This window comes from Amycolatopsis sp. NBC_01307 (genome assembly GCF_035975215.1).
In the GTDB taxonomy this organism is placed as follows: domain Bacteria; phylum Actinomycetota; class Actinomycetes; order Mycobacteriales; family Pseudonocardiaceae; genus Amycolatopsis.
Genome location: NZ_CP108403.1, coordinates 7773910 through 7789503, shown reverse-complemented (window position 1 = coordinate 7789503; position 15594 = coordinate 7773910). Strand labels below are relative to the sequence as shown.

The following is a 15594-nucleotide window of genomic DNA, read 5'->3' as shown; positions in this document are numbered from 1 at the left end:
TGCGGCCGCGGCGGGGTGACCCGCGATCTTCGGGGGCCGGCTGCCGGACAGCCTGATTCGGTCGCCCCAACGGAGGGTCCGTGCGCGAATGGCGGCGACCGGCGGGTCTTCGGGCGCAAGTCGTGACGGGTACTCAGCGCTCTTCGGGTGCCAGCCGCCAGAAGGCCGAGACCGGGCCGACCTTGGCGCCCATCGGGTAGGCGTGCTCGACCGCCTGGGAGACGAACCACTTGCCGTAGCGGGCCGCTTCCACCACCGACATGCCCTTCGCCAGGCCCGCCGTCAGCGCCGACGCCATCGTGTCGCCCGCGCCGTGCGTGTGCTGGGTCGGGTAGCGCTCGCCCGGCAGCTCCACGAACGTCGAGCCGTCGAAGAGGAGGTCGACGCACTCCGGGTCCGCCTGCAGGTGGCCGCTCTTGACCAGGACGTAGCGCGGGCCCATCCGGTGCAGCACCACCGCCGCGGTGTGCATGCCCTCGCGGTCCTTCACCGTCATCCCGGTCAGCAGCCGGACCTCGTCGAGGTTCGGCGTCAGCACCGTCGCGCGCGGCAGGAGCTCGTCGCGCAGGGCGCGCAGTCCGGCGTCGTCGAACAGCGGGTGGCCGTGCATCGAAGCCGCGACCGGGTCGACGACGAACGGGATCTTCTCGTCGCGGCCGATCTCCGCCTTGTCGCACGCCGCCGCGACGGCGTCGATGATCTCCGCGGACGCGAGCATGCCCGTCTTGGCCGCGCCGACGCCCATGTCCGCCGCGACGGCTTCGATCTGCCCGGCCACGATGTGCGGCGGCAGGTCGGCGCGGTCGTGCACGCCCAGGGTGTTCTGCACCGTGACGGCGGTGACCGCGACCAGGCCGTGGACGCCGCAGGTCAGGAACGTGCGCAGATCCGCTTGCAGACCGGCGGCGCCGCCGGAGTCCGAACCGGCGATGGTCAACGCGGTGGGCGGGCTCGTGGTCATTCTCTTCCCGACTTCTGGTCTAGGCCAATCGGCCGCTTTTGCTTCATCAACAGGCCACCACGGTGGCACATTGTGTGGGCTACTCACCAGTTCACGGGCGAAGGAGCCTGGATGAAGCTCTTCTCGGTGGTACTCCTCACGGCCGCTCTCACGTTCTCCGGGGCGACCGCCGCCAACGCGGACGGCCCGAAGCTCTCCCACGTCACGACGGTCGGCGTGCACAACACGTACGACCCGGCGGCCTACGACTACCTGGCCAGGGCGCTCGACGCCGGCTCGTCGCTGATCGAGCTCGACGTCTGGCCGGACTTCTTCACCCACGAGTGGAAGGTCAGCCACTCGAACCCGTTGGGGAACAGCAACAACTGCGTCGCGGCGACGTCGGCGGCGCAGCTGTACACCGGCGGGAAGAACAAGAACCTGGAGTACTGCCTCGACGACATCCGGATCTGGCTCGCGGCCCACCCGGGGCACACCCCGCTCACGCTCAAGCTCGAGATGAAGACCGGCTTCTCGGACAACACCGGCATGGGCCCGGACGAGCTGGACGCCACGTTCCGCGCGCACCTCGGCAGCGTCGCCTTCCGCCCGGGTGAGCTGCTCGGCAGCTACGGCACGCTGGACGACGCGGCCAAGGCGGACAACTGGCCGTCCGTGGACGCGCTGCGGGGCCGGGTGATCACCGAGATCATCCCGGGCACGGTCGAGGAGCAGAACCCGACCGACACGCTGAAGACCGACGTCGAGTACGGCCGCTACCTGCTCGGGCTCAAGAACGCCGGCCGGATCGGCGACGCCTACATCTTCCCGACCGTGCACGGCGCGGCCGGCGGTGACCCGCGGGACAAGTACACCGCCGACCTCAAGCCGTGGTTCGTGGTCTTCGACGGCGACGCGAACGCGTGGGTCACCCAGACCGGGCCGGGGTGGTACGACACCAACCACTACTACGTCGTGATGACCGACGGCCAGAACGTCGCGCCGGCCATCGACGCCCACAACCCGACGGTCGAGCAGGCCAACCAGCGCGTCGCCGACCTGGCGAAGCAGCACGCGTCGGTGATCACGTCCGACTGGACCGGGCTCACGACGGTGCTGCCCCAGGTGCTCGCCAGGGGTTAGACGGTCAGCACGAGCTTCCCGGACACTCGCCCGGACTCACCCAGCTCGTGCGCCTTCGCCGCGTCTTCCAGCGGGAAGGTCTGCTCGACGCGGACCTTCAGCTGACCGGCCTCGATCAGCTCGACGAGGCCGGTCAGCCCGCCGCGGTCGGGTTCGACGAGGATCCGCTCCGTCCGCACTTTCCGTTCGGCAGCAGCCTTTTCGACGCGGTCGCCGACGCCGCTGGGCACGCCGATCAACAGTCCGCCTTCCTTGATCGCGGGCAGCCAGCGCAGGTCGCTCTCCTCGCCGACGAGTCCGAAGTAGACGTCCACATCGGACGCCGTCGCGGCTTCGTCGTGGTAGTCGATCGGCTCGTCGACGCCGAGTTCGCGCAGCAGGTCGTGCTTGCCCGCGCTGGCCGTGCCGAGCACGTACGCGCCGCGCGCCTTGGCGATCTGGACGGCGAGGTGCCCGACCCCGCCCGCGGCGGCGTCGACGAACACCCGCTGTCCGCTGTGGACGTTCGCGACGTCGACCAGGCCCTGCCAGGCGGTCAGCCCGGCCAGCGGCAGCGCGGCGGCCTCGGCGAACGAGAGTCCGGCGGGCTTGCGCACGAAGTGGCGCGAGGGCGCGGTGACGTACTCCGCGTAGGCGCCGGCCGGGCGCGGGAACCAGGGCATGCCGAGGACTTCGTCGCCCTGCCGGACGCCGGTGGCGCCGAAGCCGGTCTCCTCGACGACGCCGGCGACGTCCCAGCCGACGGTGAACGGCGGCCCGCCGAGGAAGCCGCCCCCGGCGCGCACCTTCCAGTCGACCGGGTTGATCCCGGCGGCGTGCACGCGCACCAGGACCTCCGTGGGCCCGGGGACCGGCCGCGGTGCTTCGGTGACGGTCAGCACCTCCGGGCCGCCGAGTGCCTGCTGGGTCACGATGCGCATCTGTTCGCTCCTTCGTTCCGGGGTCGGCTCCTATACTCGGATGGGTAGGCACTTTTCGCCAGAAGGCACTTCTTCGTAAAGTAGGTACCCGATGGAAACCACCTGCGACCAGGACGGACCCTGGGACGTCTACCTCCGCAGCTGCCCGTGCCGTGACGTGCTGGACCTGCTGGCCAACAAGTGGACGGCCCTGGTCCTGGGCGCGCTGGCCCGCGGCCCGCACCGCTTCGGCGAGCTGCGCCGCGCGGTCGACGGCGTCAGCCAGAAGATGCTGACCCAGAACCTCCGCCAGCTGGAGCGCGACGGCTTCCTGACGCGCACGGTCTACCCGACGACACCACCGTCGGTGGAGTACGCGCTCACGGACATGGGCGCCGAGGTCGGCGCGCACCTGATCGCGTTGAGCGCGTGGTCCCAGGCCAACTTCGGGCGGATCCGCTCGGCCCGCGAGTCCTACGACGGCCGGGAGCTGCAGCCGGTCCGCTGATGGCTCACCGGGTTTCGCCCCGCGTTCACCTCTTCGTCTTCGTGACTCCCTAACCTCCGGGTAACTCATCCGAACCAATTCCTGGAGGGTTCATGCGGAGACTGTTCTGCCTGGTCACGGCGCTGGTGGCGGCCGCGGGGCTGACCGCCGGCGTGGCCGGGGGCGCGGCGAAGACGCCCAAGGTGCTGGTGATCGGGCTCGACGGCACGCGGTTCGACAAGCTCCTCGCCGCCGACACGCCGAACGTGCACGCGCTGGTCCGGCGCGGGTACTCGGCGCGGAGCTCGCTGTACGGCAGCGGGATGGCGCCGACGCTCAGCGGGCCCGGCTGGTCGTCGATCCTCACCGGCGTCTGGCCCGACAAGCACCTGGTGAAGGACAACGCGTTCACCGGCAGCAACCTGGCCGCCTACCCGAGCTGGCTGGCGCGCGCCGAGACGGCGAACCCGGCGCTCGACACGTACGCCGCCGTCGACTGGAAGCCGATCGGCGACAAGATCCTGCGCACCGGTCAGGACCGCAAGTACGTCCTGGACGGCGACAGCGCCGGCTACGAGAACACGGATCCGCAGCTCGCCGCGGACGCCGAGAAGCACCTGAAGCAGGACAAGGCCGACGCGTCGTTCGTCTACTTCGGACAGACGGACGAGGCGGGCCACGCGCACGGCGCCGACTCGCCGGAGTACGCGGCGACCCTGCGCGCGGACGACGCGTACCTCGGCCGGCTGCTGACGGCGATCAGCGCACGACCCTCGTATTCGTCGGAAGACTGGCTGGTCATGCTGACGACCGACCACGGCCACACCGGCCCGGGCGGCCACGGTGGCGACAGCCCCGAGGAGCGCATGACGTTCGTGATCGCGGCGGGCGGCGCGGTGCCGGCCGGAACGCCCGCGGTGGCGCCGAAGATCGTCGACATCGCGCCGACGGCGTTGCGCCACCTGGGAATCCCGCTTTCCCTGGACGGTTACGCGCTGGGCTCGCTTCCCGCGGACCCGTTCGACTCGGCGGTCTTGAAGCCGCGGGCGGACGAAACGGGCGTCCCGGCGTCGGTGCTCGGCTGGACGCACGACGCGCCGTCGGGCTGGACGGTCCGCAACGCGTCGGCCATGCCCGCGGGTGTCACGGAGTGGCAGGGCTGGGCGTTCACGACGGACGACTTCTGGACGCGCACCGCGCCCGGGCAGGAGCGGGAGGCGAACGTGCGCGCCCGGGGCGTCTTCGCGGTGGCGGACCCCGACGAGTGGGACGACAAGGGGTCGCCGTCTTCGTCGGGGACCTTCGACTCTTCCCTGGTGTCACCGGCTCTTGCGGTGACCGGTAAGTCCACAGTGGACGTCGGGTTCGTCTCGCACTACCGCCAGGACGGCACCCAGCGCGGCGCGCTGACGGTCTCCTTCGACGGCGGCGCGGAGCAGCCGGTCCTGGCGTACGGCCCGGAATCCTCGTCCGCGAACCGGGGCGGCGACGTCCTGTCCCAGCCGACGACGACGTCGGTAGCGGTCCCGGCGGGCGCTCGTTCGGCCCGCTTCACGTGGCGCCTATACGCGGCGGGCAACAACTGGTACTGGGCGGTCGACGCCCCGCACCTGACGACCCGCTGACCAACGTCGTGAGTGGTAATTAGGGTTAGAACCCTAATTACCACTCACGAGGACCCGAGCACCCAGAACGGTGACACCGGGCCCACGCCCGCGCCGAGCGGGTAGGACTCCGCTACGCAGCGCTCGATGAACCGCTTCCCCGCCGCCACCGCGTCCGGCACCGAGGCGCCCTTCGCCAGCGATGACGTGATCGCCGAGGCCATGGTGTCGCCGCCGCCGTGGGTGTTCTCTGTGTCGTAGCGGGGGCCGCTCAACGACAGGAACGAGGCGCCGTCGGTCAGGAGGTCTACGCACGTGCTGCCCGTCATGTGGCCGCCCTTGACCAGGACCCAGCGCGAACCGAAGGCCAGCAGTGCCTCCGCCGCCTCCCGTTGGGATGCGGGAGAAACCACCGAGATGCCCGTCAGCAGGCGGACCTCGTCCAGGTTCGGGGTGATCAGCGTCGCTCGGGGGAACAGCTCCGTGCGGATCGCCTCCAGGGCGTCCTCGCGCAGCAGCGCGTGGCCCGTCATCGACGCCGCCACCGGGTCGACCACCAACGGGATGTCGCCGCCGACTTCGTCCAGGGTTTTGGCCACGGCTCGGATGATCTCCGCCGTCGCCAGCATGCCCGTCTTGGCCGCGTTGACGCCCATGTCCGTCGCCACGGCCTTGATCTGCGCGGCCACGACGTCGGCGGGGATCTCGGTGAAACCCTGCACGCCCAAGGAGTTCTGCACGGTGACGGCCGTCAGCGCGACGAGCCCGTGGACGCCGTGCGCGAAGAACGTGCGCAGGTCCGCCTGGATGCCCGCACCACCGCCGGAGTCGGATCCGGCGATGGTGAGGGCGGTGGGCGGAGTCACAGCTGCACCACGGGCAGGTAGACCTGGCCGCCGGACTCGGTGAACTCCGCCGACTTCGAAGCCATGCCCGCCTCGATGGCCTCCACAGTGGACAGACCGTGCTCCTCGGCGTACTTGCGGACGTCCTGCGTGATCCGCATCGAGCAGAACTTCGGCCCGCACATCGAGCAGAAGTGCGCGGTCTTGGCCGGCTCGGCGGGCAGGGTCTCGTCGTGGAACGCGCGCGCCGTGTCCGGGTCGAGCGACAGGTTGAACTGGTCGTTCCAGCGGAACTCGAAGCGCGCCTTGGAGAGCTCGTCGTCCCACTCCTGCGCGTACTGGTGCCCCTTGGCCAGGTCGGCGGCGTGCGCGGCGATCTTGTACGTGATCACGCCGGTCTTGACGTCGTCGCGGTTCGGCAGGCCGAGGTGCTCCTTCGGCGTGACGTAACACAACATCGCCGTGCCGTACCAGCCGATCTGCGCCGCGCCGATGGCGGAGGTGATGTGGTCGTACGCCGGCGCGATGTCCGTCGTGAGCGGGCCGAGGGTGTAGAACGGCGCCTCGCCGCAGAGCCGTTCCTCCAGCTCGACGTTCTCCTTGATCTTGTGCATCGGCACGTGGCCGGGGCCCTCGATCATCACCTGGACGTCGTGCGAGCGCGCGAGGTGCGTCAGCTCGCCGAGGGTCTCCAGTTCGGCGAACTGCGCGCGGTCGTTGGCGTCCGCGATCGAACCGGGCCGCAGGCCGTCGCCGAGGGAGAACGTGACGTCGTACTGGCGCAGCAGCTCGCAGAGTTCCTCGAAGTGCGTGTACAGGAAGGACTCCTGGTGGTGCGCGAGGCACCACGCCGCCATGATCGAGCCGCCGCGGCTGACGATGCCGGTGACGCGCCGCGCGGTCAGCGGGATGTAGCGCAGCAGCACGCCGGCGTGCACCGTGACGTAGTCGACGCCCTGCTCGCACTGCTCGACGATGGTGTCGCGGTAGACCTCCCACGACAGCTTTTCCGGCTCCCCGTCGACCTTTTCCAGCGCCTGGTAGATCGGCACGGTGCCGACCGGCACCGGGGAGTTGCGGATGATCCACTCGCGCGTCTCGTGGATCCGCTTGCCGGTGGAGAGGTCCATGATGGTGTCGGCACCCCATCGGGTGGCCCACACCATCTTGTCGACCTCCTCCTCGACCGACGACCAGACGGCCGAGTTGCCCATGTTCGCGTTGATCTTCACCAGGAAGTTCTTCCCGATGATCATCGGCTCGGACTCGGGGTGGCGCCGGTTGACCGGGATCACCGCGCGGCCGCTCGCGACCTCGTCGCGGACGAACTCCGGCGAAACCCGTTCGCGGGCGGCGATGTACTCCATTTCCCTGGTGACGACGCCTTGTTTGGCCCACCCGAGCTGGGTGTTGTGCTCCCGGCCGTCGGCCCAGCCGGCCCGCAACCGGTGCAGTCCACTGTGGACGTCGATGTTCGCTTCAGGGTCGGTGTACGGCCCGGAAGTGTCGTAGACGTCGAAGTGTTCGCCGTTCGAGAGGTCGATCCGGCGGGCCGGAACACGCAGTCCGGATTCGGTCTGGTGGTAGATCTTGTGCGAGCCCGTGATGGGCCCGGTCGTGACGGAGACGTCCTTGTTCTCCAGCGTTGTCAACGACTTTCACTCCCTACGCCGGCATTACCCGGTCAGGTTCATGCGGTCGGTGACACCCGGGACAAATCCCCAGTCACCCTCTCAGCCCGCCATGGCGCGAGCTCCCGCGTTGTGGTGTTGTGCCACCGACCATGCCACGCCGGGGCGCCAGACTCAAGTCCGCTCACCTCACCCGACCAGTTCGGCCGGTGTGGCGTAGACGTCGACCATGGCTCCGTTGCGCAGCACGGTGATCGGCAGTGCGGTGCCGATCACTTCGGCGAACAGCTGCCGCTGGATGCCCTGCGCGTCCGACACCCGGGCGCGGCCGACGGTCAGCACGAGATCGCCCGTTCGCAGCCCGGCGCGCTCGGCGGGCCCGCCGGAGACGACTTCGCGCACGCGCAGCCCGGCCTCCTGCCCGGTGCGCTCGGCGACGTCGTCGGGCAGCGGCGCGGGCACGCCGACGACGCCGAGGTACGCCCGCCGCACCCGGCCTTCGACGACGAGCGTGTCGATGATCCGGCGCGTCGTCGAGTTGATCGGCACGGCGAGCCCGAGCCCGACGCCCGCGACGGCGGTGTTGATCCCGACGACGCGGCAGGCGGAGTCGGCGAGCGCGCCGCCGGAGTTGCCCGGGTTGAGCGCGGCGTCGGTCTGGATGACGTCCTCGATCACCCGGCCGGCGCGCCCGTGCCGCACCGGGAGCGCCCGGCCGAGCGCGCTGACGACGCCGGCGGTCACCGAGCCGGAGAAGCCGAGCGGACTGCCGATCGCCACCACGAGCTGCCCGACGACGAGGTGGTCGGCGTCCCCGAGCACGGCGGCGGACGGCGTCTCGTCCCGCGCCCGCAGCACGGCGAGATCGGACAGCGGATCGGCGCCGACGACGTCGAAGCGCGCTTCGCTGCCGTCGGCGAAGGTCGCGACGCCGTGGCGTTCGCCGTCGACGACGTGGGCGTTGGTCAGCAGGTAGCCGTCGTCGGCGAAGACGACCGCGGAGCCGCTGCCGCGCCCGAGCTGAACCCCGGCGACGTGCGGGGTGACGGTCTTGGCGACCGTGCTGACCGCGCGCGAGTAGGCGTCCATCGCCTCGTCCATGGAGTACCTCGATTACACCGTTGCAGTACTTCAAGTGTGCGCCGCGAACGGCCGGAAGTCCGTTCGCTGCTGGTGAACCGGCGGCGTGACCGGACCAGTGACGGTCAGTGGTTCACCAGTTCGGACCATGCGCCCGTGAAGAATCGGCGAGACACTGCCTGTCGCTTCTGTAACGGTGCAGAAGCGACATCACTGTGGGGTTGATATGCGCAAACTCATGGTTCCGGCACTCGCCGGGCTGCTGGTCACCGGGCTGATACCGGCGACCGCGGCGGCCCAGGGGACGGCTCCCGGCGCGCCCGGCGCCCATCCCAGCTGGCTACCCGCGAACAAGACCGGCTTCGGCACGGCCCACGACCGCGGCAGCAACGTCTGGTTCACGCTCCAGGGCGGCCAAATGTCCGAGGTCTACTACCCGGACCTGTCCACGCCCAGCGTCCGCTCGATGGACTTCGTCGTCACCGACGGGCGCAGCTTCGCCGTCGCCGACAACACGGCCAAGTCGCAGCAGGTCCGGCGGACCGACGACGACAGTTTGACCTACGAGCAGACCATCACCGACGACCAGCACCGGTGGCGGCTGCGCAAGACCTACGTCACCGACCCGGCCGCGACGACCGTGCTGGTGGACGTCGACTTCCAGTCGCTCACCGGCCGGCCGTACCAGCTCTACGCGGTCGCCGACCCGGACCTGACCAACGACGGCTCCGACGACTCGGCCGCGCGCAAGGGGGACGCGCTCACCGCGTCGGACGCCACCAACGCCGCCGCCCTCACCGCGAAGCCCGGCTTCACGCGCACGAGTGTCGGTTACGCGGGCGCGTCCGACGGCGGCACCCAGCTCGCGAAGACGTTCAAGCTCGCGACGTACGACACCGCCGGCAACGGCAACGTCGTGCTCACCGGGCAGACCGCGGCCGACGGCGTGCGCACCCGGCACGTCACCCTCGCGCTCGGCATGGGCGCGAAGGCGGCCGACGCGCTCGGCAACGCGCAGGCGTCGCAGCGACGCGGTTTCGGCGCCATCACCCGCGCCTACGACCGCGGCTGGGAGCAGTACCTGCGCGGGGTGAGCAAACCGCCGTCGTCGCTGAAGACCGACAGTGAGCGCGACCTCTACAAGGCGTCGATGCTGACGCTGGCCGCGAGTGAGGACAAGCACCACCCGGGCGCGTTCATCGCGTCGCCGAGCATGCCGTGGCGGTTCGGGAACAACGACCCGGAGTGGTCGCCGTCCGGCACCTACCACCTGGTCTGGCCGCGCGACCTCTACCAGATCGCGACCGGCCTGGCCGCCGGCGGCGACACGGCGGCCGCGAGCCGCGCGGTGACCTACATGTTCGGCACGCAGCAGCAGGCCGACGGGCACATGCCGCAGAACAGCCGGGTCGACGGCGTGCCGTACTGGACGTCGGTCCAGCTCGACGAAACCGCTTTCCCGATCGTGCTCGCCCAGCAGCTCGGGCGCAACGACGTCTGGCCCGGCGTGCGCAAGGCCGCCGATTTCCTGTTGTCCTACAAGGGTCCTGACGGCCAGGCGGCGCCGTGGACGCAGCAGGAACGCTGGGAGGAGCAGGACGGCTGGTCCCCGTCGACCATCGCCTCGGTGATCGCCGGGCTCGTGTGCGCCGCGGACATCGCGTCGCACAACGGCGCGGCCGCCGACGCCAAGAGGTACCTCGCCGCGGCCGACAAGTTCAAGGCCGACCTGCCGAAGCAGACGATCACCACGAACGGGCCGCTGTCGAAGGACCCGTACTTCGTCCGGCTCACCAAGGACGGCAACGCCAACGCCGGAACGACGTACAACCTCGGCAACTCCAGCGTGACGATGGACCAGCGCGCGGTCACCGACGCCGGGTTCCTCGACCTGGTGCGCCTCGGCATCTACCGCGCCGACGACCCGGTGATCCGCAACAGCGTGCGCGTCACGGACAAGGAGATCTCGTTCACCACGCCGACCGGCCAGTTCTGGCACCGCTACACGAAGGACGGCTACGGCGAGCAGGCCGACGGCTCACCGTGGGACTACACGTTCCCGGCCGAGAGCCGCACGACGTTCGGCCGGCTGTGGCCGCTGCTGGCCGGCGAACGCGGCGAGTACGAACTGACGCTGGGCCAGCCGTCTTCGGCCGCGCGGCGGCTGCGTGACCTCGGCCGGGTGAGCAGCTCGGCGGAGACCATGCCGGAGCAGGTGTGGGACGAGAACCCGCCGTCGGGTCAGACGGGGTTCCCGGCCGGGACCCCGAACAACTCGGCGACGCCGCTGGCCTGGACGCACGCGCAGTACGTCCGCCTGGCCTGGGACGTCAAGGCGGGCTCTGTGCTCGAAACGCCTCGCGTGGTCCGCTGCCACTTCCTCGGCTGCTGAGGTTCGCCAAAAGCCGTGAAGGCCTCCTTACCGGCCATAAGAGCCGGTAAGGAGGCCTTCACGGCTTTACGGAGTACGGGAGGTCAGATGACGGCGCCGTCGTCTTCCGGGGTGCGCGGCGGCAGCCACGAGAGGCCCGGGACGCCCCACTTGTTGGACTTCAGCATCTTCTTCGCGGCGCGGGCGTGGCGTCCGACGAGCCGGTCGAGGTAGATGTAGCCGTCGAGGTGGTCGGTCTCGTGCTGCAGGCAGCGCGCGAAGTAGCCGGTGCCCTCGACCTCGATCGGGTTGCCCTCGATGTCGGAGCCGGTCACCTTCGCCCACGACGCGCGGCCCGTCGGGTACGACTCGCCGGGCGCCGAGAGGCAGCCCTCCCAGTCGTCGTCCGGGTCCGGCATGGTCTCCGGGATCGCCGACGTCTCGAGCTTCGGGTTGACGACGACGCCCTTGTGGCGCACGCCCTCGTCGTCCGGGCAGTCGTAGACGAACACCCGCAGGTCGAGGCCGATCTGGTTGGCCGCTAGGCCGACGCCCTCGGCTTCGTACATCGTCTCGAACATGTCGTCGGTGAGGACGCGCAGCTTCTCGTCGAACTCGGTGATCTCCCGAGTCGGGTGGTGCAGCACGGGGTCGCCGGCGATCCGGATGGCGTGGACGGTCACGAGCGGGCAGTTTAGTCGGACCCTTCTGGTAGACCTGCATCAGACCGTGACGCGCCGATGTCGATGCCCACGTCGGCGTGTTGATCCGTGGTTGAATGACGCCCGCGGAAGAGGTAGGTCTGGATCACCATGTCGCCCGATTGAGAGGGACTCGGATGGACGCCGCGGAGTCGATGGCTGAGCCGCAGCCGTCGCCGCCGAAGCCCGTACCCGGCCTGACCGAACGCGAGGTCGAGATCCTCGCTTTCGAGCGCCAGTGGTGGCGACATGCCGGTGCGAAGGAGAACGCCATCCGTGAGCGCTTCGAAGTCTCCAGCACGCGCTACTACCAGCTGCTGAACAAGCTGCTGGAGAAGCCGGAGGCGATCGAAGCCGACCCGATGCTGGTGAAGCGGCTGCGCAAGACGCGCGCCGCCCGCCAGCGCAAGCGTGGGGCCAGGCGACTGGGGATCGAGCTGAAATGAGCGTGTTTTCGGGAATGTCCCGGCCGATGAAGGCCGCGGGCGTCGTGCTGATCGGCGTGGCGATCGTCGCCGCCGTGATCGGCGGGATCTCCGCGTTGAGTGGTGGCGGTTCGAACGAAGCCGGGCCGAGCGGTACGCCCAGCACCCAGCCCGGCACGCCGCCGGGCGGGACGTCGCCGCCCACCTCGCCGTCGACACCGCCGCCGTCGTCCACGACCCCTCCGACGTCACCCACGCCGTCGTCGCCGACGCCCGGCCAGCCCACACCGGGGCAGCCGACGTCCGGGCAGCCGGGTCAGCCCGGTGACCAGCAGACGGGCAACAAGTGGGTGACCGTCCGGGTCTTCAACAACTCCCTGATCAAGGACCTCGCCGAGCGGGCCGCGAGCGACTTCCGCGGTGACGGCTGGACCGTCAACGAGGTCGGCAACTACTCGCAGGGCACGATCCCGGTGACCACGGCGTTCTACCGCCCGGGCACCGACGAGGAAGCCGCGGCGAAGCAGCTCGCGCAGGAGTTCCAGATCAAGGCCGAGCCCCGCTTCCCGGGGATAGAGAGCGCCAGCCCGGGCGTGATCATCATCGTGACGAAGGAATACGAGTCGGGCCACAAGGGCAGCTGACGAGCTCGTGCCGAAGGGGCGCCACCCGCGGGTGGCGCCCCTTCGCGCGTTTCAGTCGCCGGCCTGGGCGTGGGCGTAGGCCTCCAGGGCCGCGAGCTGGCCCGGGTCCAGGCTCGGCCGGACCGTCTTGCGGGCCGTTTCGAGGTGGGCCGCGGTGACTTCGTGGGCTTCCAGCGACTCGCGCATCGCCGTCAGCGCCGCTTCGCGGATCAGCGCCGCGCAGTCGGCCGCCGAGTAACCGTCCAGAGTGGACGCCACCGCGGCCAGGTCCACATCGGAGGCCAGCGGGGTGTTCTTCGAGGTCGCGGTCAGGATCGCCGTGCGGGCCTCGGCGTCCGGCGGCGGCACGTAGACGCGGCGCTCCAGCCGGCCCGGCCGCAGCAGCGCCGGGTCGACCAGCTCGGGCCGGTTCGTCGCCCCGAGCACGACGACCTCGCGCATCGGCTCGACGCCGTCGAGCTCGGTCAGCAGCGCCGCGACCACGCGGTCGGCGACGCCGGAGTCCGACGACTGGCCGCGGCGCGGGGCCAGCGCGTCGATCTCGTCCAGGAAGATCAGCGACGGCGCGGCCTCGGCGGCGCGGCGGAACAGCTCCCGCACCGCGCGCTCCGACTCGCCGACCCACTTGTCCATCAGCTCGGCGCCCTTGACGGCGAACACGTTGAGCGCGCCGGTGCCGGCCAGCGCCCGGACCAGGAACGTCTTGCCGCCACCGGGCGGCCCGTAGAGCAGCACGCCGCGCGGCGGTTCGACGCCGAGCCGGGCGAACGAGTCCGGGTACCGCAGCGGCCACAGCACGGCCTCGGTGAGGGACTGCTTGACGTCGACCATGTTCCCGACGTCGTCCAGCGTCAGCCCGCCGGTGGCCAGGTTGTCCGAAGTGGACATCGAGACCGGTCGGACGGTCGCCAGCGCGTCCACCAGGTCCTGCTGCGACACGCGCGGCTCGTCCTCTTCCCGCTGGCGCAGCGCGGCCCGCAGCGCCGCGTCCCGCCGCAGCGCGATCAGGTCCGCCGCGACGAACCCAGGCGTCCGCTCGGCGAGCACGCCGCAGTCGATGCCCGGCTCCAGTGGGACGTCGCGGAGCAGGACGTTCAGCAGCTCACGGCGGGTCTTCGCGTCCGGCAGGGCCAGGCCCAGCTCGCGGTCCAGCAGGTCCGCGGCCCGCAGCCGCGGGTCGGCCGACTCGGCGCGGGCCGTCGTCGCGACCACGGCGAGGCGGTCGCGACGCAGGGCCGCGCGCAGCTCCTCCAGCACGACCGTGGCCACCGGCGGCGGCGTGGTCGCGGGCAGCAGCGCGTCGACGTCGGTGATCAGCAGCACGGTCGGGCCGGACGCGGCGCGAATCGCCTCGCGCAGCCGCACCACCGCGACGTTCGGGTCCAGCACCGCGAGGTTGGGCGCGGCCACCGGCACGACCTTGACGTTCTCGGCCTGCGCCACCGACCGCACGAGCGTCGCCTTGCCGACGCCCTCCGGGCCGGACAGCAGCACGCCGAGGTGGGCGGGCGCGCCCAGCTTCGCGAGCAGCTCGGGCCGGTGGAAGGCCAGGTCGAACCACTCGGACAGCTTGCGCGCGGCCGCTTCGCCACCGATCAGGTCGGCCACCGCCACGGCCGGCTCGGTGAGCTCCTCGGCCTCGACCTCGTCTTCGACGATTTCGGCGTCGATCCACTCCTCGGCCGCGGTGACGGCGGTGGTGCGGACGAGCGCGGTCGCCGTCCGCGGCGCGGCGGGTTCGGCGGCGGGCCGGGCGCCGTCGCGCCAGACGACCACAGTGGACGGTCCAACCGCGACAGTGCCGGCGGGCTCGGTCGCCGTGACGGTCAGCAGCTCGTTCGTCCAGGTCGCGCCGATGGCCCGCGACAGCTGGCCGCGCAGGCCGGCCGGGTCGGACCCCGGCTGCGGCGCGAGGTCCTGCGGCAGCAGGGAAACCGCGTCGCCGATGGTCAGGACCTTGCCGATCAGCGCCAGCCGCAGCATGTGCGGGCTGACCGACGAGCTGGCCAGCCGTGACCCCGCGACCGTCACCGTCCGCGCGGCCGACACGTCGGCGGGTGCGACGACGACCTCGGCGCCTTCGGTGACGCCGAGGTTCGACATCGTGACGTCGTCGGTGAGCAGCACCCCCGGCACGCCGGTCTCGTCGGCCGGCGCCGCGAGCGCGGCGCTGACGCGGGCGCCGGTCAGGTGCACCGCGTCCCAGGCCCGCAGGCCCAGCGCGTCGAGCACTTCGGGGTGCAGCCGGACGACGCCGCGGCGGGTGTCCAGCGCGGACGGCGTGTGCCGGACGGTCAGCGTGATCTGGGGGTGGCTCACGCCGTTCACCCTAGCGATGCGGAGCGCTCCCACGCGTCGAAGTAGGTGATGTCCCGGACCGCCGGTCGCGCCGCCGGGCGGAAGTCGCGCTGGGTCGTGTACGCGACGGCGAGCAGGCTGATCTGCGTGACGCCGGCCGGGATGCCGAGCAGGGCGGCGACGGCGGCCTCGTGGTCCTGCAGGTGGTAGCCGCAGATCGAGCTGCCGAGGCCGCGGGCGCGCAGCGCCAGCTGGAAGCTCCAGATCGCCGGGTAGGCCGAGCCGAAGTACGCGGACTGGGTGAACGCGTCGGCCGGCGGGCGGCCGATCATGCAGAGGTGGGCGCGTACTTCCGCCGGATGGCGACGCCGTCGGAGCTGCCGAGCTTGCACCGGGTCCTGCCGGCCCTGGAGTCCGGCGACTGCGTCCAGGACTTCGAATACCAGCTGAACCTGCTGATCGGCGGCCTCGGCTCTGCGAGCTAGACCGCGTGTCGCCCCCTCAGTCACACGTGTCGACCCTCTGA

15 protein-coding genes and 1 riboswitch are annotated in these 15594 nt (G+C 70.9%); of the genes, 7 read left to right on the top strand and 8 right to left on the bottom strand.

Going from position 1 to position 15594, the window contains the following annotated elements:
• Positions 1 to 133: 133 nt before the first annotated feature.
• Entirely contained in the window at positions 134 to 961 is an 828-nt protein-coding gene (thiD, locus tag OG439_RS34080; protein ID WP_326944753.1) for a bifunctional hydroxymethylpyrimidine kinase/phosphomethylpyrimidine kinase, read from the bottom strand.
• A 111-nt stretch (positions 962 to 1072) separates the two neighbouring features.
• Here thiD (OG439_RS34080) and OG439_RS34075 point away from each other — a divergent pair, with 111 nt between their 5' ends.
• Positions 1073 to 2083: a phosphatidylinositol-specific phospholipase C domain-containing protein gene (locus tag OG439_RS34075; protein ID WP_326944752.1), complete on the top strand. Its 1011-nt coding sequence runs from the start codon at positions 1073 to 1075 to the stop codon at positions 2081 to 2083.
• On the opposite strand, the gene OG439_RS34070 is transcribed toward OG439_RS34075, so the two are convergent.
• On the bottom strand, positions 2080 to 3003 hold the full coding sequence (locus OG439_RS34070) for an NADP-dependent oxidoreductase (protein ID WP_326944751.1): 924 nt from the start codon (positions 3001 to 3003) through the stop codon (positions 2080 to 2082). The genes OG439_RS34075 and OG439_RS34070 overlap by 4 nt on opposite strands.
• A gap of 91 nt (positions 3004 to 3094) precedes the next feature.
• Between OG439_RS34070 and OG439_RS34065 the strand changes: the two genes are divergently transcribed.
• Together OG439_RS34065 and OG439_RS34060 are read left to right on the top strand one after the other, a co-directional pair.
• Complete coding sequence (locus tag OG439_RS34065; protein WP_247058605.1) at positions 3095 to 3490, top strand: winged helix-turn-helix transcriptional regulator; 396 nt, start codon at positions 3095 to 3097, stop codon at positions 3488 to 3490.
• 92 nt (positions 3491 to 3582) lie between these two features.
• A complete protein-coding gene (locus OG439_RS34060; protein ID WP_326944750.1) occupies positions 3583 to 5094 on the top strand; it encodes an alkaline phosphatase family protein in 1512 nt (503 codons plus the stop codon).
• Between the two features lie 44 nt (positions 5095 to 5138).
• Here the strand turns inward: OG439_RS34060 and thiD (OG439_RS34055) are convergent, their stop codons facing one another.
• From thiD (OG439_RS34055) to OG439_RS34045, 3 genes are all read right to left on the bottom strand, one after another.
• Complete coding sequence (gene thiD, locus OG439_RS34055; RefSeq protein WP_326944749.1) at positions 5139 to 5939, bottom strand: bifunctional hydroxymethylpyrimidine kinase/phosphomethylpyrimidine kinase; 801 nt, start codon at positions 5937 to 5939, stop codon at positions 5139 to 5141.
• Positions 5936 to 7570, bottom strand: a complete 1635-nt coding sequence (gene thiC, locus OG439_RS34050) for a phosphomethylpyrimidine synthase ThiC (RefSeq protein ID WP_326944748.1) — start codon at positions 7568 to 7570, stop codon at positions 5936 to 5938. The genes thiD (OG439_RS34055) and thiC overlap by 4 nt, the downstream gene beginning before the upstream one ends.
• A riboswitch (TPP riboswitch) is annotated at positions 7564 to 7688 on the bottom strand. Its footprint overlaps the gene before it by 7 nt.
• Before the next feature lie 50 nt (positions 7689 to 7738).
• The gene (locus tag OG439_RS34045; RefSeq protein ID WP_247058602.1) at positions 7739 to 8650 is read right to left on the bottom strand and encodes a S1C family serine protease; all 912 of its coding nucleotides are present in this window, start codon (positions 8648 to 8650) and stop codon (positions 7739 to 7741) included.
• A 205-nt stretch (positions 8651 to 8855) separates the two neighbouring features.
• Here OG439_RS34045 and OG439_RS34040 point away from each other — a divergent pair, with 205 nt between their 5' ends.
• Complete coding sequence (locus OG439_RS34040) at positions 8856 to 11021, top strand: glycoside hydrolase family 15 protein (RefSeq protein ID WP_326944747.1); 2166 nt, start codon at positions 8856 to 8858, stop codon at positions 11019 to 11021.
• An 83-nt stretch (positions 11022 to 11104) separates the two neighbouring features.
• Here the strand turns inward: OG439_RS34040 and OG439_RS34035 are convergent, their stop codons facing one another.
• Positions 11105 to 11683, bottom strand: coding sequence for a peptide deformylase (locus tag OG439_RS34035; RefSeq protein WP_247058600.1), 579 nt, complete (start codon positions 11681 to 11683; stop codon positions 11105 to 11107).
• Between the two features lie 155 nt (positions 11684 to 11838).
• Here OG439_RS34035 and OG439_RS34030 point away from each other — a divergent pair, with 155 nt between their 5' ends.
• Both OG439_RS34030 and OG439_RS34025 read left to right on the top strand, forming a co-directional pair.
• Complete coding sequence (locus tag OG439_RS34030) at positions 11839 to 12147, top strand: DUF3263 domain-containing protein (protein WP_247058599.1); 309 nt, start codon at positions 11839 to 11841, stop codon at positions 12145 to 12147.
• Positions 12144 to 12770: a LytR C-terminal domain-containing protein gene (locus tag OG439_RS34025; protein WP_326944746.1), complete on the top strand. Its 627-nt coding sequence runs from the start codon at positions 12144 to 12146 to the stop codon at positions 12768 to 12770. Before OG439_RS34030 ends, OG439_RS34025 begins: the two co-directional genes overlap by 4 nt.
• Positions 12771 to 12821: 51 nt before the next feature.
• Here the strand turns inward: OG439_RS34025 and OG439_RS34020 are convergent, their stop codons facing one another.
• Both OG439_RS34020 and OG439_RS34015 read right to left on the bottom strand, forming a co-directional pair.
• A complete protein-coding gene (locus OG439_RS34020; RefSeq protein WP_326944745.1) occupies positions 12822 to 15089 on the bottom strand; it encodes an AAA family ATPase in 2268 nt (755 codons plus the stop codon).
• Between the two features lie 5 nt (positions 15090 to 15094).
• Positions 15095 to 15400 carry a nitroreductase family protein gene (locus OG439_RS34015; RefSeq protein ID WP_326944744.1) on the bottom strand — a complete coding sequence of 102 codons (306 nt, stop codon included), beginning with the start codon at positions 15398 to 15400 and terminating at the stop codon, positions 15095 to 15097.
• A 6-nt stretch (positions 15401 to 15406) separates the two neighbouring features.
• Between OG439_RS34015 and OG439_RS34010 the strand changes: the two genes are divergently transcribed.
• A complete protein-coding gene (locus OG439_RS34010; RefSeq protein WP_326944743.1) occupies positions 15407 to 15553 on the top strand; it encodes a hypothetical protein in 147 nt (48 codons plus the stop codon).
• Positions 15554 to 15594: the final 41 nt, after the last annotated feature.